3 tRNA genes are annotated in these 257 nt (G+C 62.3%); all 3 read right to left on the reverse strand.

The features are described from left to right. Window position 1: 1 nt before the first annotated feature. Window positions 2-74 (reverse strand) — tRNA-Glu (locus GT042_RS36515). A gap of 18 nt (window positions 75-92) precedes the next feature. Continuing rightward, a tRNA-Gln gene (locus tag GT042_RS36520) sits at window positions 93-164 on the reverse strand. A 20-nt stretch (window positions 165-184) separates the two neighbouring features. Continuing rightward, window positions 185-257: transfer RNA gene (locus GT042_RS36525), tRNA-Glu, on the reverse strand.

Below are 257 nucleotides of genomic sequence, written 5' to 3' on the forward strand. Positions count from 1 at the left end.
GTACCCCCGACCGGATTCGAACCGGCGCTACTGCCGTGAGAGGGCAGCGTGCTAGGCCGCTACACAACGGGGGCGAGGACCAAGAGGTCCAGCTGGGCTACCAGGACTCGAACCTAGAACAACGGAACCAGAAACCGTCGTGTTGCCAATTACACCATAGCCCATGGTGACTTACGTCTTACCGTACCCCCGACCGGATTCGAACCGGCGCTACTGCCGTGAGAGGGCAGCGTGCTAGGCCGCTACACAACGGGGGC

Origin of the sequence: Streptomyces sp. SID3212 (assembly GCF_009865405.1) — a bacterium.
Classification (GTDB): Bacteria; Actinomycetota; Actinomycetes; order Streptomycetales; family Streptomycetaceae; genus Streptomyces.